This window comes from Prevotella sp. Rep29 (genome assembly GCF_019551475.1).
Taxonomy (GTDB): domain Bacteria; phylum Bacteroidota; class Bacteroidia; order Bacteroidales; family Bacteroidaceae; genus Prevotella.
In genome coordinates, this window is record NZ_CP047159.1 from 934,785 (window position 1) to 953,326 (window position 18,542).

Consider the following 18,542-nt stretch of genomic DNA (forward strand, 5'->3'; position numbering starts at 1 on the left):
AATGCGCCACCCAAATTAAGATTTGTTGCCAGATATGTCGAAAAGTGGTTTCACTGCGAGGTGCTTCTCCGTCAAGAAGAGTGTCTTAGTGAAGTAAGTCCCGTTTTTAGGCATCCTTACCCTGATTGTCGTGATAGTTTTGGCTGCCTCAAGCACCTTATCGACACTCATCCCAATCTTGTTAATGGCAATGAGTCGCTCCAGTTCCTTATATACCTTATAGGCGATGAAGCAAATGCAGACATGTGCCTCTATCCTACGTTCTGTAAAATGAAACATCGGACGCATTTCCAGAGTTCCTTTTGAAATACGGAATGCACGTTCCACCACCCAGAGTCCATGATACTCGGCAATGACACGCTCGGCGTCAAGGTCTGTATTGGTGATGTAGCCCTTGAGTCCGTCCCACTGGCAGTCCTCTGCAATCTTCTCTTCGCTGATGACGACTTCTATGTCCTTGCTGATTTCAAGAAACTTGTTGTAGCCACGCTTGTTCACCTGACTCTTCGTGATGCGTCCGGTCTTATAGGCTTTTCTCAATCGGACAATTCCGCGGTCACGGTTGTAGGCATCCTTCTTTGCACGCTTGTCGGAATAACTGACGATAAGTCTTTCCCCATTCTCACGTTTGTAGTCGTAACAGGCTTTATCAACCTTCTCTAAAGAGAGAATCCATTGCTTCACGCTTGCGCTCTCGCTCTTGATGCGGGCTCCAAGTATGTAGTTGTAGCCAGCCTCCTGCAGCAAAGTGACATTGTTCTTGTTCATCAAGCCTGAGTCTGCCACCACAACAAAATCTTTCCCCAGATTGAAACGCTGCTTGAAGTCATCTATCATTGGTATCATGGTGAAGCCCTCATACTGGCTGCCGTTGAACAGAGAGTATGAAAGCGGGTAGCCTCCTTCTGATACAAGCAGACCGAGTATAACCTGTGACTCTGCCGTCTTTCCATCCTTTGAAAACCCCGGTTCACGCAATACGTCCGTCTGTGCTGTCTCAAAGTAGAGCGTCGTCACGTCGTAGAACATCAATCCAATCTTGCCTCCGAACAGTTTCCGGGTGTGCTCTACGCTAATCTGCTGCGCAAGCTCCATCTGGGTATTGTAGAGCTTGTCCATGTAGCGATAGATGTGGTTGAGGTCAACATCTTCATCATAATATGACTTCAGGTAATCTACTGTGGCAAGTTTGCTTCTGGGCTGCGACACCCTTGCGATTACCAAATGACGCAGAATCTCATCGGGAATCCGGTTGAAGCCGATGCTGTCATAGACTTGATCAAGCAGAAGCCGAGTACCGTTTATCAACACGTTGTCAATATTGCTAAGGAAACGCTCTGTCTCCTCGACTTCCTTTCCCTTGCGGTCATCAAAGTCAAGTTCTTGCTGACCGCCAAATGAACGTATCCATGCAGCAGCCTTATCGCATAATGAATGTATTTCCTCTTCGGATGTAGAGGAGCCAAACGATTTTATTTCTTTATACTTTCCACTCGCTTTACTGACCACTACCACACTTGTAGAGCCGGAACGATTGTGTTTCTTGCGTACATACATGGTGCAAAGGTACACGTTTTTCGCTTGCGCCACCCAAACCACCCAATAATTTTACGTAACTCGCTGATTATCATTGTGCGCTATATGATGGCGCAAAAAAGTGATGAAGTCAGGACTGCATAAATGTTCATCTATAAATAATGGCTGATTTAGGATCAAGCCGTTCACAACACTGCAATAAAAATCGGGGAGACATCAGGTGATGCCTCCCCGATTTCGTTTATATTCGGGTTTTATATGTCCGATTGGGGCATTTACGTTCTTTAACAAAAATACCATTTTTAGTTGCATGTATGACGCTTTGTTGGCTTTCCGATTTTCGTTGTTTTCGTTATTTTCTGCCGCTATTTTGAGAATGGGAGTCAGTTGGTCGAAAAAATACGTAATTTTGACAGTTTTTTAAACTGTTGAAAATAAACGATTTACGTTTTTATGCGATTTTCTGGTTTTGTGAAAGTTGAACTTTTACTTCCTCAAAGTTTAACTTTTAGGTTGCAAAAGTAACACTTTTGGGATGCAAAATGGGCACTTTTAGAAACGGAATTGGAATGTTTATGATGTAGATATGCAGTTTTGGGGTATAAACACATCTATTTTGCATACATATTCGTTCTTGCTCCAAATTTCAGTGGAGAAGTATGTGCCTTAGGTGTCAAAATTTTTGTGTTAAAATCCCGATTTTTTAACTTAAAATAAAAAGGAGAACGTTACGTGAGAGTATGAGTTTTTTTGCAGTAAAATGATGGACTGTCACTCTCCACCCCTCATGGTGGGGACAGCTACCAATATGGGATGGGAACGTCTGGCAAAGGGATGAATGCTTCGCTAAATGATAATGGTAACATAGGCATTCTTTATCCCAATTGGTTTGTTAGCCATTATGGCAGAGATGTTTTACTCCTATTTACATGGTTTGTTATTTCAGTCAATCTCAACATCCTGTCAATGGGGCACATCGGTGCATCCCCTTAATTTGATTTTTCCTTTTGTGATTTTTTAGAAAATACAAATAAATTTTGTTTTTTCATCCGCATAATCATTTTTTTTGTTAACTTTGCACACAATATATATATACGCATGCGCGGATAGGCTACTGCGAGACCAAGTCTCCTATGCGGTGCAACGGCGTGTCGCACAACTATTTATACTGCTCTGTGGATGAATGAATTCTTGTTCTCAGCTCGCTGTAACTCGGGAATGCCTATTCATTGGAGGAGGAAGGGGTGTGGACGGTCGGTTGCACTAACGGAACTTTTCTGTCATTAACGACTTTTTTGCTAATATGCAAGCAATCATATCTTTTATAAAAATTCTGCGTCACAATTTTTATTGTCGCTGGCGACAGCTGTTGCCCCAATACAAAGTACTGAACAGTAGTCGGAGTCGCGGTAGGGTGCATCAGGGGAAGATTATTGTTCTGATGGTCCGTAACGAGACGACCTTTTGTGGCGGTTTGTCAGATCGCTTTCGGGGAATAACTTCTGTCTATCAGGAATGTAAGCGTCAGGGGGTGGATTTTAAGATTCATTTTGAGACGCCAAACTTGATCGACTATTTAGAGCCCAATCTGTATGATTGGTATATTGACGAAAAAGAAATCTGTTATGACACAAAACGGGTTTATCCCTGCACAATACTGACTTATCATAATCAGGAGAATAAGCACGAGTCGGAAGTTCAGAAAAGGATTCTGCAGTGGTATCTGAAAAAGGATTATGAACAAATACATGTTTATACCAACATGCGTTCGGGCGACAATGAATATGGAACGTTATTTAATGAGCTGTTTAGACCGACAAAAGAGCTTCAGGGATTAGTGGAAGAGCATGTGACAGCCATGGGAGGTGAGAAACAATATAATGCCATGGTATTCCGGTTCCGCCAGTTGCTGGGCGATTTTAAGGAGGGGGGCGAAACGCTTCCTGAAAATGAGCGTGAACAGTATATACAGCGTTGTGTGAATGTAATCGAAAAAGCCCATGAAACACATCCTGAGAAACGGCTACTTGTAACTTCAGATAGTATCACGTTCCTGAATCGTGTTTCAGGATTGCCTTATGTATATGTTATCCCTGGCGAAGTGGTTCATGTCGGTTTTACCTATGATGCTTCTAAGAAAACATATATGAAGTCGTTTGTTGACTATTATGTACTTTCCCATGCTCAGAGCGTAATACTTGTTCGTGACAAGAAAATGTATCACAGCGGCTTCGCTTTAAGGGCAGCGATGCTGAATGGGGCGGAATATAAAGAGGAGTGGATGACGTAAAAACGCATAATTCATGTTGTTAAAAATAAAATGATAATTCCTGAGATATGAATACAATTAATAAAGATATCAGAATTGCCGTAATTGGCTTGGGCTATGTTGGACTGCCACTTGCCCGACTGTTCTCAACGAAGTTTAAAACCATTGGCTATGACATGAATCAAGTTCGTGTAGATGGCCTGATGATGGGTCATGATGCAACTTTGGAGGTTAGTGACGAACTACTGCAGGATGCAATCAACAATCATGGATTCATCTGTACCACAGATCTGGAGAAAATACGTGATTGTAACTTTTATGTAGTAGCAGTGCCTACACCTGTTGATGAGAATAACCGTCCAGACCTGAAACCTTTGTGGGGAGCTTCAGAAACGGTGGGAAAGGTGATTTCTAAAGGTGACGTTGTTGTCTATGAATCAACAGTCTATCCAGGGGTGACAGAAGAGGAATGTCTGCCTGTCGTCGAGAAAGTTTCAGGCTTGAAGTTCAATGAGGATTTCTTTGCAGGTTATTCACCTGAACGTATTAACCCTGGTGATAAAGAGCATACAGTTGAGAAAATATGTAAGGTAACATCTGGTTCTACACCAGAGATAGCCGATCTCGTAGATGATGTGTACAACACTGTGCTTATCAATGGTACTCATAAGGCGCCGAGTATCAAGGTTGCAGAAGCATCAAAGATCATCGAGAACTCTCAGCGCGATGTGAATATTGCATTCATGAATGAGTTGGCAAAAATCTTCAATGCCATGGGTATTGATACTCATGATGCCATTGAAGCGGCATCATCAAAGTGGAACTTTATCAAGTTAAGTCCTGGACTTGTAGGAGGACATTGTATCAGTGTTGACCCATATTATCTCATACAGAAAGCACAAGTGTATGGTGTGCTCCCGCGTGTGATGTTTTCAGCGCGCAGGTTAAATGATGGTATGGGTGAATATGTTGCAAACCAGACTATCAAGTTGATGAATAAAAAAGGCGTGATGGTAAAAGACGCTAAAATTCTTCTGCTTGGCATTACGTTTAAAGAAAATTGCCCAGATATTCGTAATACAAAGATTGTTGATATTTATTCTACTCTGAGGGAATATACGGACAATGTTACCATATTTGATCCATGGGCGCATGCAGCTGAGGTAAAGAAAGAATATGGAATAGATTTATTCGGTGGGACAATGGAAGAACTGAAACGGCAATTTGATACCGTGATTCTTGGTGTTGCGCATAAACAATTTCTTGGGCAGAACGTTCGCGACTTCCTCAAAGATAGCAAAATCGGTGTGATATACGATGTAAAAGGGGTGCTTGACAGGGAATATGTAGATGGGAGGCTGTAGAAACAAGAGCAGGAGCAATGATTGTTGTTTGTTGACTGTTATGTACTTTCCCACGCTCAGAGCGTAATACTTGTTCGTGACAAGAAAATGTATCACAGCGGCTTCGCTTTGAGGACTGTGAAGTTGAACAGGGAAGAAACAAATGTAAAGATGGGAAAGCAAAGGATTGTTTATTTAGATGTCGTGAAATTGTTCACGATGTATTTGGTGATACTTGGTCATACTATTCAAATGATGAAAAATGGGTGGGGCGTTGATAAACATGTCTGGCCCATGATATATTCCTTTCATGTGCCGTTGTTCATGTTACTAAGTGGCTATTTTGCGAGCAGTAAATCTGGTGAAACTCCTTTCCTGCCATTTGTTGCAAAAAAGGCAAAGCAACTTTTACTTCCTGCGGTTACGTGTACGCTGATTTGTTGTATATATCTATTTTTTACCAAAGATCATCCAGACTATAGAGATGATATCGTAGGTAATTCGTGGTTTTTAAAAACATTGTTTGTTTACTATGTTATCTTCACTCTTTTGAAGCGTCTTCCTTTTGATGACTGGACGTTGTGTGTCGTGTCGTGTGCGGCTTTGTTTGTCATTCCCGGCTGCTCAAGCTTGCAGGTAAATCTACTGTTCCCATATTTCTGGGGGGGGTATATGCTGAAAAAGTATAATGTCTTTGAGCAAGCAGATTCAACATGGAAGTTAGCTATGGTGTTCACCGTACTATTTGTGGTTTTGTATGGCTTACAGGTGTATTGGGAAATTCCTAACTACATAGAGATCAACTATACCTCTTTACAAACCAGTGGACATTTGATATTATACCGCTATATGGTGGGGTTCAGTGGGAGCATGGCAACCATCTTTATCATTGCTTCTGTTATTAAGTGTTGTGGGAATAATATATCAAATCACGACATTACCAAATATGGTCAATGGACACTTGGAATATATGTTTTACAGACGATTATTGTCGTGAACATCTTTCCTAACTTTTCCTGGTACGTGGAAAGTGAATTTGTCTTGGACGTTCTTATAGCCCCATGGCTTGCATTGGGATTCCTTGCAATATGTATATGTCTGATACATATTCTTTCCAAAAATAAGATATTAGATTTCTTTTTCTTTGGTGGAGGATATAATAAACTAAAATAAAAATGTTTCTCTCTTTCATCATTCCCATTTACAAACGTACGGGATACTCCGGGTATATTTTTGATAATTTCGAAAGTGAGAATTATTATTTATGAAGGAGCGACTTCTCTACATAGATAACATAAAAGGATTTGCATTACTGATAATCTGCCTATCTCATTTGATGCAAGCTGTTCCTCCGTTGCATGGGAGAACAACTATAGAGCTGCTGATGAATTTAACGGTTCCTCTGTTCTTTTTTATATCGGGAATTTTATACAACCCTACTAAATTTACAACAATAAAGGGATATATAAATAAAAAAACAAAATCATTATTAGTTCCATATTTATTCTTATCGTTATTATTTATTATCCTGTGCCCATATATTTATGTTCCTGATTACCTTGTCAATCAATTGAATTATCCTCGATATGGATTCTTGAACATGTATTTTCCCACCCATGTTGTAGCTTTAATCGAATGGTTGGTTGGGGATATAATTTGTGTTTTAATAGGACTCGGTAGCAGAAGTTCGATGCCTTTATGGTTCGTTTTTATCTTATACCTCGTCAGTATTACGTTTAGCGTTATATATAAAACGATGCAAAAATGGGTTCTACTAATAGGATTTTTTTCTATGCTCATGGCCTTATTTCTTCCAAACAACACAATTTTATTATATCTGCATATTAAGCCGTTCTTTATGGCTTTCGCCTTTTATACTTTAGGGTTTTTCTATAATAAACACATTCATCATTTATCATATAAAATTAAAACTCTCGGTTTGATTATTTCTTGCTGTTTGTATTTTGCAATCGATCTTGGAAATGCTAATGGCTTTGTTAACGGGAATTTTGGAAATTCTCCTCTCCTGTTTGTGTTGAATGTTTGTTCAGGCATCTATATATTACTCTTCTTTTTTGAGATATTGGAAAGAGTTAAATTTTGTAATTTGAATTATTTAATGTTGCCTTTTCAATATATCAGCCGAAACGGTTTACCAATAATCGCTGTTCATTTCTGGGCGATGCTTGTTTATAATGTTTTTTTTAGAAATCTGTTCCCTGCAAATATGCAATTTTTAATGATGTGCTTGTTTGTTGGAATTATAGTGATTGTGTCTGTTCCGCTATTAAATAGATATATTTCTATAATGCAAGTCAAAACAAGTAAACGCTTTTCGCTTAACGCAAAATAACATTCATGTTTCTCTCTTTCATCATTCCCATTTACAACTGCGAGACTTATGTGGCATCGTGTCTTGATGGTATTATCAGCGCGGGGTTAGCCACCGATGAGTTTGAGGTAGTTCTTATCGACGATGGCTCAACTGATGGCAGCGCGAGGATATGCAAAGAATACGAAAGACAACATTCTAACATACGATATATCTTTCAAAAGAATCAGGGACCTGCAACAGCACGTAATAAGGGGTTGGAAATTGCAAAGGGAGATTATGTCTGGTTTGTGGATGCTGATGATAGCATCGAGCCTAAAATAGTTTCGGTTCTGAAAAATTTGATTGTTGCAGACCCATTGATAGATATGGTTTCTTTTAGCTATATTTCCCAATATCCAGACCATAAAGAACAGCATGAGCAAGTCGCATCATCTTATGTGTGTTCGGGATTGGAGTATCTATATCAACAAAAAGATGGTTCTTATTTATGGAATCATATCTATAAAAGAACGTCCATAGGAGAAACCCGTTTCTTGGATGGCGTAAGTCATATCGAAGATACTTGTTTTAATGTGCAGACAATGATGCGATTTGCACGTGTGGCGGTCGTACCGGATGTGGGGTATTATTATAATCGATGTAATTTGCAGTCGATTTCGCAAAATCGTCAACTCAGAGACCGGGTTAAAGCGAATGCGGACTCGTTCTTAGTTTATCAAACTTTGCAGAAAGAAATGGAATGTGCAGCATTGGAGCAAAGAAAATATCTCGAAAAGGAACTTAACTTTTCCATCAATGCTCATCTATACACGATAATGCGGTTTGACAACGTGAGAACTCTTAAAAGATATGTTAACGATTATCAGAGAATGGGATTATATCCACTGAAACCAACGGGAAATGCGAAAAGTGATTTATTCCTTTGGTTGTCTAATCGGAAGTCTCTGATGTTTTTGATAATGAGAGTTGGTATATCCGTTAAAAACAAAAGGAAAAAGTATAAAGTGTAAAAAAGAAAATTTTAATATGATTTATTATTTAATATTGGCAGTAGTTCTTGGTTGTGCTGTCGGCATCAAATCGAAAGAGCAATCAGAACGGAAAGGACTCTTGGCTTTAGTCGTTGCGTTTATTGCAATTGTTTGTGGTCTGCGCGATATGCTTGGTGGATATGATAATTATATCTACGGAGAGATATTTGACGCAACGGCCCGAGATCTTCGTAACGGAGTGGATTTTTTTGCGACGGCAGCCATGACTTGGGAACATAGCGAACGGGGATATGCTGTATATACGGTGCTTATGGCATATCTCACGTCTAATCGTTATATTTATCTTTTGATTACAGCATTGTTGTTTTACAGCGTGCTATATGTGTATTTACGCAAGTTTTCACGCTACCCTTTTATTGCCTTGTTCTTCTTCCTCTGTTTATATTATTTTTTTACGTGGGTGTATATCAGACAGATTCTGGCGGTGTTGATTGTGACGGCTGCGATTCCCTATGCCGTTAAGAGGAAACCCATCCCGTTTTTTGCCATTGTAGCGGGAGGAGTGCTGTTTCATAGTAGTGCGATTATGTTTGCACCTGTTTATTTCGTGGCAAATGTCAAGTTTAGGAAAGATCAACTGATTCCCATTTTCTTTTTTGCATTTGTCTTGGGATTGACTCCTGTTGCATCATGGTTGGTTGGAACCTTTGGTACGCCAATCAATGAAGGAAAAGCTGGAGAAACAATGGAATATGTTGGGAGTACTCGTTTGGATTATATTATGGAGGCGTTGTTTTTCATTATAATCATATATAGCAGATATACCAAACTCCAATTAAATAAAACGACTTTGTGTCTGATGAATATCGTATTTTTGTTTGCTTTGACGTTGTTGATGTTCAGTCGTTTCATGAACGGAGGAAGGTTGACGTGGTGTTATATCATAGCTGCGTCATGTATGATGCCTGAAGTGCTTATCCAAGCAGGAAAAGATGTGTGGATAAAATGGGTGTCGTATGTGATAATGATATTCTTGTATTTACGAATTTTATCTGCTTGGGGGTATCAGTTATCTCCATATAAAACATTTTTGACAAATGGAGTGCGTGCATATGATCCAATCTGGGAACAGTATGAGTATGATCTTCGTTATGCAGAGGATAAGTTGTACAAATGGTAACAGTTTTTACACCGACATATAATCGTGCTGCATATCTATTAAAGGTTTTTGAGAGTTTACTTCAACAGACTTTCAAGGATTTTGAGTGGGTCATTGTGGATGATGGAAGCATTGATGACACTTCCGTCATAATTGATAATTTACAACTCACAAATGATAAATTCTTTCCTATCCGATATTTTTATCAAGAGAATGGCGGAAAACATCGGGCAATCAATCGCGGAGTAAAAGAAGCAAAAGGAGAATTGTTCCTCATATTAGATAGTGATGACATGCTCCCTCCTAACTCGTTAGAGCGGATAGATTTTTATTATCAGCAGATCAAGGATAACAATTCTTTTGGGGGCGTTTGTGGCTATATGGCACACCATGATGGCACGGTTATAGGAAAAGGCTGCGATATAGACGTGTTGGATACCAGTTCTATTGATCTGAGGTACAAATATCATGTAGAGGGTGATATGTTGGAGGTGTTCCGCACTTCTGTGCTAAAAGAAATACCTTTTCCAGAAATTTCGAAAGAGAAATTTGTACCAGAGGCTTTGGTATGGAACCGTATAGCAAGGAAATATAAATTGCGGGTGTTTCATGAGGTGGTCTATTTTCGTGATTATTTAGAGGGGGGATTGACAGATAAGATTGTAAAAATACGTATGAATAGTCCCATTGCATCAATGATGACGTATGCGGAGATGACCGAATTTAATATCCCGTTTTTTGCTAAAGTGAAGGCTGCAATTAACTATTGGCGTTTCCGTTTTTGTTCGGATGCAAACGAAAAACCACAGATTGAGTGGTGGTGGTTGTGGACGGCACCATTGGGATGGATGATGCATTTGAGAGATAAATGAGTGAATATGAGTTGTGCGTATGAACACGAATAGTGTTAATTATACAAAAAACACTATAGTTCTGATATATTCATGTAAATTTGGACAATTCATAGTTAATATATTGCACTAAATTGAAAATTCTCCATATAATAACATCCTTACATACAGGTGGCGCGGAGGTGTTGGTCACCAATATGTTACCCCGGTTCCAGGAACTTGGGCATGAAGTTGGATTGGTTATTTTCAACGGAGAAAGAACTTTGCTGTTGAAGCGTTTAAAGAGCGATTGTCCAAGATGCCAAGTATATAGCCTCGGCACATCATATTATAATCCTTGGTACATTATAAAACTTATTGGGATAATGCGCCAGTACGACGTGGTGCATACTCATAACTCTTCTCCGCAGTTATATGCTGTTATTGCAAACTTGTTTTGCAAGAAAAAAATGGTGACGACGGAGCATAGTACGAATAACCGAAAACGCGAGAAAGGTGGAATACTCCGGCTCATAGATAAGTGGATGTATAGACATTATGACTATACGGTATGTATATCAAAAATAGCTGAGGAAACGCTGAGGAAATATCTGTATAACGGAAGGGCAAAGATTATAACCATCAATAATGGGGTAGATGTAGAGAAGATACATCATGCGGAGCCGATTGCAGAGATGAAGTCTTTAAAATTTGTGACTGTGATGGTAGCAGGGTTTCGAGAAGCTAAGGATCAAGATACCCTTATAAAAGCAATGGCAAAATTACCTCAAGAGAAATATGAGTTGTGGTTGGTAGGAGATGGAGCACGGAAAAATGATTTAGAGACTCTTGTTTCAGATCTAGGATGTTGTGGTCAAGTAAAATTTTTAGGGATAAGGTCTGATGTCCCCAATATCTTAAAAACGGCAGATGTCGTGGTGATGTCATCACATTGGGAAGGTCTGTCGCTTTCCAATATAGAAGGTCTGTCAGCAGGAAAGCCTTTTATTGCTAGTGATGTGAATGGGCTTCGAGAGGTGACGGATGGATATGGTATTCTTTTCCCCCATGGAAATTCGGAAAAATTAGCTGAGGTTATCAAGGATTTGTCGGAAGATAAAGCGTATTATGAGAATGTTGCCACCCGTTGTTATGAGCGGGCGAAGCAGTTCGATATCTCAGAAACAGTGAAGAGGTATAATAAATTATACGAACAGTGTTCTCATTAATATTTTTATTAGTAAATTTCAACACAGAGGATATATTAAATTTCATAAGAAGGATTATAATATGAGAACACAACAAAAATCTGTGTAATCTGTGCGAGATAATTAGAATATGAAAAAAAAGATAATCCGAGCTTGTACGGTGTCCATGTCTGTGGGATTTGTCAAGGGCATGCTACCAGACTTGACAAAGAAATATGAGGTGGTGTTGCTATCTTCTCCAGGCTCTGAGATGAAGGATGCAAAGGAGAAGTTTGGGGTGAGGACCATCGAGGTGGCTATGGAGCGACACATCTCTTTGGTTAAAGACCTTGTGGCGCTTTTCAAATTGATAAGAATATTTAAGCGAGAAAAACCTGATATGGTACACTCCATGACTCCGAAGGCAGGATTGTTATGTATGGTGGCTGCATGGATGACACGGGTGCCAGTTCGCATACATACTTTTACCGGATTGGTATGGCCAACTGCAAAAGGACTGCAAAGGTGGATTCTGAAGATGACGGATAGAATCACCTGTTTTTGTGCTACGCATGTGATTCCTGAAGGGCAAGGAGTATTGAATGACTTAAAAGCTGGAGGAATCACCAACAAAGAGATGAAAGTCTTGGGCTATGGAAATGTTAAGGGCCTTGATATGGCTCGTTTCTCACATCGACCGGAAATCATGGAAAAGGCAAAGACCATTCGCAAGGATGATGTTTTCACTTTTCTTTTTGTGGGGCGGATTGTAAAAGATAAAGGAATCAATGAGTTGGTTGAAGCTTATATCCGTTTGAAAGATAAATATCGTAATGTAAGGCTTATATTGGTTGGTTCCTTTGAGGAAAGTTTAGACCCGATATCACCTACAGCGAAAGAGCTGATAGAAAAAACTCCAGATATTATTGTTGCGGGGGAGCAATCAGGAGATGATCTTATTGCTTATTATGCTGCTGCTGATTGTTTCGTATTCCCCAGTTATCGGGAAGGATTTCCAAATACGGTGATAGAGGCAGGTGCCATGGAGTTGCCGTGTATCGTGACAGATATCAATGGAAGTAGAGAGATCATAACAGGAGTCCCCCACCAACTCTCTTCCGTAGATGGAGATAATGAAGTTATGAACGCTCCCGTTTCTGTTAGCGTTAAACAAAATGGAATAATCATCCCATCAAAGGATGTAGAAGCGCTGTATGAGGCGATGATGCGAATGGTGGTAGATAAGGAAATGCGAGAGGGAATGGTAAAGAACGCCCGTCCGATGATTGAAAGTCGATTCGAACAGGGATTCGTCCGCAAGTGTCTGTATGAGTTTTATGAGGAGATTGTTTAGAAGCAAAATAGAGTGCGGGTAAAGTGCTTTTTATTAGTAAATAAGAAAGCGGTGTAGCCAAAATTATGTTATATGCAATTGCACATTGGATAAGAAATAATTGCCCATGGATCTGGGATACCATCGAATGGATTAACTCTTGGCTTTTTTACATGAGATATGGAAGTAGGTTGAAGAAAGTGGATGGTGTGTTAGCGGGTTATTGTGGTATGTATTCTGTGGAAAGTCTGAATGTTGACAGTATAACTCAGTTACAGGATTTTTTCAATAGGCAGCCTGAGGAGGCTTTCATTTTTTTCAAACCGCATGGTTTTGATGAAAAGACAATTAGAAAAATTCAAAAGAGCAAATCGTTTTTAACGTATATAGTAAAAGAAAATAAAGAGGTGGTAGGATATTTCTTCTTGAGATGCTATTTCATAGGTAAGGCTTTTCGTGGATATATGGTGGATTATCAGCATAGGAATAAGGGAATATCAAAATTGACTGCTAAGGTTATGACAGATATAACTAAGCTCTTAGATATACCTTCTTATGGAACAATATCACCGGATAATATGGCTTCTATGAAATCGCAGAATGCGAAAATAATTAAGCAACTGAAGAATGGTGATTATTATGTGAGTTATGATTCTTAAATGGATATTTGATAGGTTGGCATCTACGATGGGATTACTCATATTATGGCCCATATTGCTTCTTGTAGCAATCATGATACGAGTAAAGATGCCGGGAGGTCCTGTGATTTTCAAGCAAAAAAGAGTAGGGCAAGATGGAAAGTTATTTACGATGTATAAGTTCCGTTCAATGACAGACTCACATTCGGGGAGTTCAGTTTCTGTGGCAGGAGAGAGTCGTATAACACCATTAGGAGCTAAATTGAGGAAATATAAATTGGACGAGCTTCCAGAGTTGTGGAACGTGTTAAAAGGAGATATGAGTTTCGTTGGGCCACGTCCAGATGTGCCCGGTTACGCAGATAAACTAGAGGGGCGTGATAGAAATATTCTTAAGTTAAAACCAGGAATTACTGGTCCTGCAAGTCTGAAATATCGGGATGAGGAGGAGCTATTGGCAAAAATAGAGAATCCGCAAAAATATAACGATGAAGTGATATATCCTGATAAGATAAAAATCAATTTGTATTATCTGGAACACTATTCTTTTCTTAAGGATATTCAAATGATAATTTGTACGGTATTAGGGAAGAAGATGAAATATGGAGGAGAAATAATTTAAGTTATGACAAAACGAATAAATTATATAGATGGACTTCGGGGCTTTACGATGTTTCTGGTTGTATTTGGTCACGTTTTAAGCAAATCTTTTTTGATAGAACCGAATTCTACATTTATAAGTTCTTTTCTGCTGACGTTTAGAATGCCAATGTTTTTCTTTATTAGTGGATTTATTGCATATAAAGGTACAGAGTATTGGTCATTAGTTTTTTTTCAGCATAGGATGTGGGCTAAAGCCCGTATTCAGATTATTCCTACCACTATTTTCTTCTCTTTGTTCTGTTACAGTTTTATGGGGAGTTTTATTAATCCAATTGAATATGGCTGGTTAAGTTATTGGTTTACAATTGTTCTATTTGAAATGTATATATGCTATTTTTGTTTGTCATTAATTGGAAAATATACGTCAGATAAAGTAGTTGATATCGGGATGATAATACTATCCATTGCAGGAATCGTTTGGTTAGCAAAAGCTAATAGGAGTCTTAATATTTATAATATTACATGTTTTGAAAACTTAGCCAAATATATACAGTTCTTTACGTTAGGAGTTTTATGTAGGAAATATAACAGTGGCTTTATGAAAATAGTTTCGTCCGATAAATATAGAACAATTTTTATTGTAATATTTATTACTTGTCTTATCCTTATTTATAATGAGAAATTTAAAGGATCATCATATCTTTTATATTCATTTGTTCATGATATTCTTGTTCGATATTTTGGCTTGATGGTTGTTTTCGTATTTTTCTTTTCAAGGCGGTCCTTTTTTGACAACAATAGTAAGATGGCAAAAATATTCTTATATATAGGTAGAAGAACTCTTGATATATATTTAATTCATTTTTTCTTTTTACCACATATGGAATACCTGAAAGAATGGATGCTGCCAAACGAAATATTAGTACAGGTAACTTTAGCTACAGCAGTATCAATAATAACTATATTTTTATGTTTGCTTGTTAGTGAAATATTAAGAACAAGCGACATACTTGCTTTTTATCTATTTGGGTTTAAGAAAAAATAATTTAAGTTATGGCAAATAAACGAATATATTTGTGTTTGGCTCACATGTCCGAGAATGGCATGGAGCAGAAATATATACAGGAGGCATTTGATACAAATTGGGTGGTGCCTCTGGGACCAAATGTGAATGGATTCGAAAAGGATTTAGAAGAATTTATAGACTGCCCTAAACATATTGTGGCTTTGTCATCGGGGACAGCTGCTATTCATTTGGGATTGCTGGCTTGTGGCGTAGGCCCTGGTGATGAAGTGATAGTACAGAGTTTTACTTTCTGTGCATCAACCCATCCTATAACCTATCTTTGTGCGACGCCTGTGCTGGTTGATTCTGAACCAGACACATGGAATATCGATTCCCAATTGATGGAAGAAGCAATCAAAGATAGAATTGCAAAAACAGGGAAAAAACCGAAAGCAATAGTTCCTGTTTATCTGTATGGAATGCCAGCAAAGATAGATGAAATCATGGAGATTGCTCAGCGCTATGATATTCCTGTACTTGAAGATGCCGCAGAAGGAATGGGATCCCGATACGATGGACAGGTTTGTGGAACGTTCGGACAATACGGAGTGTTAAGTTTCAATGGAAATAAGATGATTACCACTTCTGGTGGTGGAGCGCTGATTTGTCCGGATATGGAAGCAAAGAATAAAATCATGTGGTATGCAACGCAAGCGCGTGAGGCTTATCCGTATTACCAGCATGAAGCGATAGGATATAATTACAGGATGTCAAATATCTGCGCAGGTATCGGACGAGGACAAATGACGGTATTGGATGACCATATCAAGCATCATCGTCATGTTGCTGAATTATATAAAAAGGCATTTGCTGAGGTGGAAGGAATTACTTTCCATGATGAAATGCCTGGAATGGAATCAAATTTCTGGCTTTCAACAATCATTCTTGATGAGCATCTGCATGTAAAAGGTGAAGCGCATGCTTATGATGAGGCTGTCATCGGTGCCGTAGGTGGTGCAGCAGGGGTCGTGCATGCTGGTGGTGGCATTCATACGGATTGTGAGCCGAACAGGAATGTGGAAGCGATGCGTAAGGTTTTGGATGCAGAAGGGATTGAAGCCCGTCCGCTGTGGAAACCAATGCACAAGCAACCAGTATATCTAAGAGGAGAAGTACGGGAAGAAAGGATAGACAACTATATTTGTGTGACGTCAGATAGTAGCGTTTCTTATGTAAATGGCGTGAGCGAAAGCCTGTTCAAGAAAGGCTTATGTCTGCCTTCTGGTCCCTACGTGTCGGACGAGGACGTGCAGAGAATCGTTTCTGTCATTTTGAATGCCATTCAGCGCTAAGTAATTCAAGAGAAAGGAATAGATATGAATTTTATAGAGAAACTCACTAATTGGTATTTTTCCCAAAATGCTTTGCCTTATTGGTCGGTACTGATATTGGATTGCCTAATATGTTATTTCTCCGGAATATTTGTATTCTGGCTTTATTATCATGGGGCAGTCACTTTGGGGAATATAGGAGTATTGTCCAAGACCATCTTTGTCTATATGATCTTTAACCTTATCGGTTTCAAGGTGTTCCGAACATATTCCGGTATCTTCAGATATTCGTCATTCGTTGACCTGCAGCGTGTGGCAAGTGCAATGGCGCTGTCGTGCATTATTGCGGAAATTGTCCATTATCTGATTTATCCGATGCATCAGAGTTGGAGATTTGTTCCTTTGCAAGGGCGACAGATATTAGCGATGTATGTTGTCGCTACCATCCTCATGTGGGCAGTACGTGTGTTGGTGAAGACATTGTATGATGTGTCGTTTAGTTCTGATAAAGGTAAACGGACGCTTATTTATGGTGTACGTGATGGTGGTGTCGGGCTTGCAAAAAATATCCGTAACGAGAAGCCTGCCAGATTTCAGTTGAATGGCTTTGTTACTCATGAGTCTGACTACCAGAACCACATATTGATGGGAGTGAAGGTGTATCAAGTCAACAGCAATCTGAAAGACTTGATTCGGGAAAAACATATAACGGCGTTTTTGGTTTCTCCGCTGCAAAATGAGGTGTTCCGGAAAGATACAGCTTTGCAGGATATATTGATTGATGCCGGCGTGAAAATCTATATGTCGTCAGAGTCCAAGGAGTGGAGTGCTGATGACGATTTTTCAGCGACCAAATTGAAGGAGATAAGCATTGATGACTTATTGCCGAGGAATGAGATTCAAATAAATTTAGAGCAGGTGGGCAAGATGATAGAAGGAACAAAAGTTCTAATCACGGGTTCTGCAGGTTCTATTGGTAATGAGATACTGAAACAAGTGGCTACGTTTAAGCCTTCTGAATTGGTTCTGATTGATATCGCTGAAACTCCACAGAATGACGTGAAGATTATGATGGAGAAGAATTTTCCAGAGATTAAAACGCATGTCGTTGTTGGAAGTATTACGAATCAAGAGCGCATGGAACGTATTTTTGAAGACTTCCGCCCCGATTATGTGTTCCATGCTGCAGCCTATAAGCATGTTCCGTTGATGGAAGAAAATCCCAGTGAGAGCGTTCAGAATAATGTCTATGGCACAAAGGTGGTAGCAGATTTGAGTGCTAAATATGGTGTGAAGAAGTTTGTCATGCTTTCGACGGACAAAGCAGTCAATCCAACCAATGTAATGGGATGCTCGAAAAGAATTTGCGAGATATATGTGCAGAGTTTGGATGCAGCAATAAAAAGACAAGCGCAAGGTGCTTCAAGCACAACGCAGTTTGTGACCACTCGGTTTGGTAATGTACTTGGTTCAAATGGCTCCGTCATACCGTTGTTTAAGCAGCAAATTCAGGCGGGCGGTCCAGTCACGGTGACAGATCCAGACATCATTCGGTATTTTATGCTGATTCCGGAGGCCTGTAAGTTGGTTTTGGAAGCAGGAACCCAGGGGCATGGTGGTGAGATTTTTGTGTTCGACATGGGAACCCCCGTTCGGATTGCTGAGTTGGCAAAACGTATGATTAGTCTTAGCGGGGCTCATGGTGTAGAAATAAAATATACGGGGCTTCGTCCTGGGGAAAAACTGTATGAAGAAGTACTTTCGGATGAAGAGAACACGATTGAGAGTTTTCACGAAAAAATACGCATAGCCAATGTCAGAAAGTATGATTATGATACGGTCAGCAAACAGATAGACGAATTGATAGCTTTGTCTAAGACCTATGATGACATGGCTATCGTGAAAAAGATGAAGGATATTGTACCAGAGTATATTTCAAACAACTCTGTTTTTGGGGCATTGGACAGATTAGATTAGCTG

General features: G+C 39.4%; 15 protein-coding genes. 14 read left to right on the forward strand and 1 reads right to left on the reverse strand.

The genetic code is table 11. From position 1 onward, the window contains the following. Positions 1 to 15 precede the first annotated feature (15 nt). Positions 16 to 1,557, reverse strand: a complete 1,542-nt coding sequence (locus GRF55_RS03970; RefSeq protein ID WP_172774742.1) for an IS1634 family transposase — start codon at positions 1,555 to 1,557, stop codon at positions 16 to 18. A 1,282-nt stretch (positions 1,558 to 2,839) separates the two neighbouring features. On the opposite strand from GRF55_RS03970, the gene GRF55_RS03975 reads away from it, so the two are divergent. The 14 genes from GRF55_RS03975 (at position 2,840) to GRF55_RS04040 (ending at position 18,539) form a co-directional block, all read left to right on the forward strand. After that, the gene (locus tag GRF55_RS03975) at positions 2,840 to 3,826 is read left to right on the forward strand and encodes a hypothetical protein (protein WP_255563834.1); all 987 of its coding nucleotides are present in this window, start codon (positions 2,840 to 2,842) and stop codon (positions 3,824 to 3,826) included. Between the two features lie 47 nt (positions 3,827 to 3,873). Then, the gene (locus tag GRF55_RS03980) at positions 3,874 to 5,169 is read left to right on the forward strand and encodes a nucleotide sugar dehydrogenase (RefSeq protein ID WP_220369248.1); all 1,296 of its coding nucleotides are present in this window, start codon (positions 3,874 to 3,876) and stop codon (positions 5,167 to 5,169) included. Between the two features lie 150 nt (positions 5,170 to 5,319). Beyond that, positions 5,320 to 6,321: an acyltransferase family protein gene (locus tag GRF55_RS03985; protein WP_220369249.1), complete on the forward strand. Its 1,002-nt coding sequence runs from the start codon at positions 5,320 to 5,322 to the stop codon at positions 6,319 to 6,321. A gap of 91 nt (positions 6,322 to 6,412) precedes the next feature. Then, the gene (locus tag GRF55_RS03990) at positions 6,413 to 7,501 is read left to right on the forward strand and encodes an acyltransferase family protein (protein ID WP_220369250.1); all 1,089 of its coding nucleotides are present in this window, start codon (positions 6,413 to 6,415) and stop codon (positions 7,499 to 7,501) included. 5 nt (positions 7,502 to 7,506) lie between these two features. After that, entirely contained in the window at positions 7,507 to 8,493 is a 987-nt protein-coding gene (locus tag GRF55_RS03995) for a glycosyltransferase (protein WP_220369251.1), read from the forward strand. Positions 8,494 to 8,509: 16 nt separating this feature from the next. After that, positions 8,510 to 9,655 carry an EpsG family protein gene (locus GRF55_RS04000; RefSeq protein WP_220369252.1) on the forward strand — a complete coding sequence of 382 codons (1,146 nt, stop codon included), beginning with the start codon at positions 8,510 to 8,512 and terminating at the stop codon, positions 9,653 to 9,655. Next, positions 9,649 to 10,506, forward strand: a complete 858-nt coding sequence (locus GRF55_RS04005) for a glycosyltransferase family A protein (protein ID WP_220369253.1) — start codon at positions 9,649 to 9,651, stop codon at positions 10,504 to 10,506. Before GRF55_RS04000 ends, GRF55_RS04005 begins: the two co-directional genes overlap by 7 nt. A gap of 161 nt (positions 10,507 to 10,667) precedes the next feature. Continuing rightward, entirely contained in the window at positions 10,668 to 11,693 is a 1,026-nt protein-coding gene (locus tag GRF55_RS04010; protein ID WP_370626756.1) for a glycosyltransferase, read from the forward strand. A 109-nt stretch (positions 11,694 to 11,802) separates the two neighbouring features. Beyond that, positions 11,803 to 13,005: a glycosyltransferase family 4 protein gene (locus tag GRF55_RS04015; RefSeq protein WP_220369255.1), complete on the forward strand. Its 1,203-nt coding sequence runs from the start codon at positions 11,803 to 11,805 to the stop codon at positions 13,003 to 13,005. A 65-nt stretch (positions 13,006 to 13,070) separates the two neighbouring features. Next, entirely contained in the window at positions 13,071 to 13,643 is a 573-nt protein-coding gene (locus GRF55_RS04020; protein WP_220369256.1) for a transcriptional regulator, read from the forward strand. Then, complete coding sequence (locus tag GRF55_RS04025) at positions 13,633 to 14,244, forward strand: sugar transferase (protein ID WP_220369257.1); 612 nt, start codon at positions 13,633 to 13,635, stop codon at positions 14,242 to 14,244. Before GRF55_RS04020 ends, GRF55_RS04025 begins: the two co-directional genes overlap by 11 nt. A gap of 3 nt (positions 14,245 to 14,247) precedes the next feature. Next, positions 14,248 to 15,270, forward strand: coding sequence for an acyltransferase family protein (locus GRF55_RS04030; RefSeq protein ID WP_220369258.1), 1,023 nt, complete (start codon positions 14,248 to 14,250; stop codon positions 15,268 to 15,270). 8 nt (positions 15,271 to 15,278) lie between these two features. Further along, positions 15,279 to 16,583, forward strand: a complete 1,305-nt coding sequence (locus tag GRF55_RS04035) for a DegT/DnrJ/EryC1/StrS aminotransferase family protein (RefSeq protein WP_220369259.1) — start codon at positions 15,279 to 15,281, stop codon at positions 16,581 to 16,583. Between the two features lie 24 nt (positions 16,584 to 16,607). Then, positions 16,608 to 18,539 (forward strand): nucleoside-diphosphate sugar epimerase/dehydratase, encoded by a 1,932-nt coding sequence (locus GRF55_RS04040; protein WP_220369260.1) that lies wholly within the window; start codon positions 16,608 to 16,610, stop codon positions 18,537 to 18,539. The last annotated feature ends 3 nt before the right edge of the window (positions 18,540 to 18,542 follow it).